This window comes from Nocardioides ginkgobilobae, assembly GCF_054781275.1.
The window spans coordinates 1-1065 of record NZ_BAAGUS010000053.1; the positions used below are offsets into that span (position 1 = coordinate 1).

General features: G+C 68.4%; 1 pseudogene. It reads right to left on the bottom strand.

The window, feature by feature from the left end:
• Positions 1-35: 35 nt before the first annotated feature.
• Positions 36-1065, bottom strand: a pseudogene (locus ACYVID_RS18155) (IS3 family transposase); the annotation flags it as partial.

Sequence of the window (1065 nt, forward strand, 5' to 3'; positions counted from 1 at the left end):
GGGCCTTACCCCCGGATCTTGGACACGGGGTGTGATTACGCGGCGGTTGGCAGCGTAGCGTCCCGGTGGGCCTCGTAGGTGGATGGGGACAGGTAGCCGCACCAGCTGTGCCGGCGGCGGGTGTTGTAGCGGACGAGCCAGCGGAAGACCTGACGGCGGCAGGTCAGCTCGTCGGGCCAGCAGGCTGCGTCTTGGAGGACCTCGCGCTTCATCGTGGCGTTGAACGACTCGGCGAGTGCGTTGTCCGCCGAGGTGCCGACGGCGCCCATGGACTGGATGACGCCGAGCCTGCTGCAGAGCTTGGCGTAGGCCCGGGAGCAGTAGACCGACCCGTGGTCGCTGTGGAAGATCGCGCCCTTGAGGGTGCCCCGGGTCGCGGCAGCCGCCTTCAGAGCGTCCTCGACGAGCTCGGTGCGCATGTGGTCGGCGACCGCCCAGCCGGCGAGCCGGCGGCTGTAGCAGTCGATCACGGTCGCCAGGTAGAGGTTCGTGCCGTCGGCCAACGGCAGGTAGGTGATGTCGCCGACGTAGCGTCGGTTCGGCGCCTCGGCGGTGAAGTCCCGCTTGAGCAGGTCGGGGGGCGTCTGGCCCGACGGTTCGGGGATGGTGGTTCGCACCCGGCGCTTCTTCACGTAGCCGCGGATGCCCTCGGCCCGCATCACCCTGGCCACGCGCTTGTGGTTCACCCGCTCGCCGGCAGGCGTGTTGTCGTTGAGCTCAGCGGTGATCCGCGGCGCCCCCTGGGTGTTGTCCTCGGCATGGACGGCCCTGATCCGGGTCGCGAGCTCGGCATCGACCCGAGCCCGCTCCTCGCGCGCGGGGGCCGCCTTGAGCCAGGCGTAGTAGGAGGAGCGCTCGACCTCGACGAGCTCGCACAGTCGCTTCACCTCGAAGGTGGCGGAATTGTCGGCGACGAACTGGAAGCGACTCACCAGCGCGTCTCCCCGGCGAAATACTTGGCCGCCCGCTGGAGAATCTCCCGCTCGGTGGCGAGCTTCGTGGTCTCGACCTCGAGTTCGTTCACTCTTGCTTCGAGTCGGGCGATCTTCTGTTCGGATGTTTCAT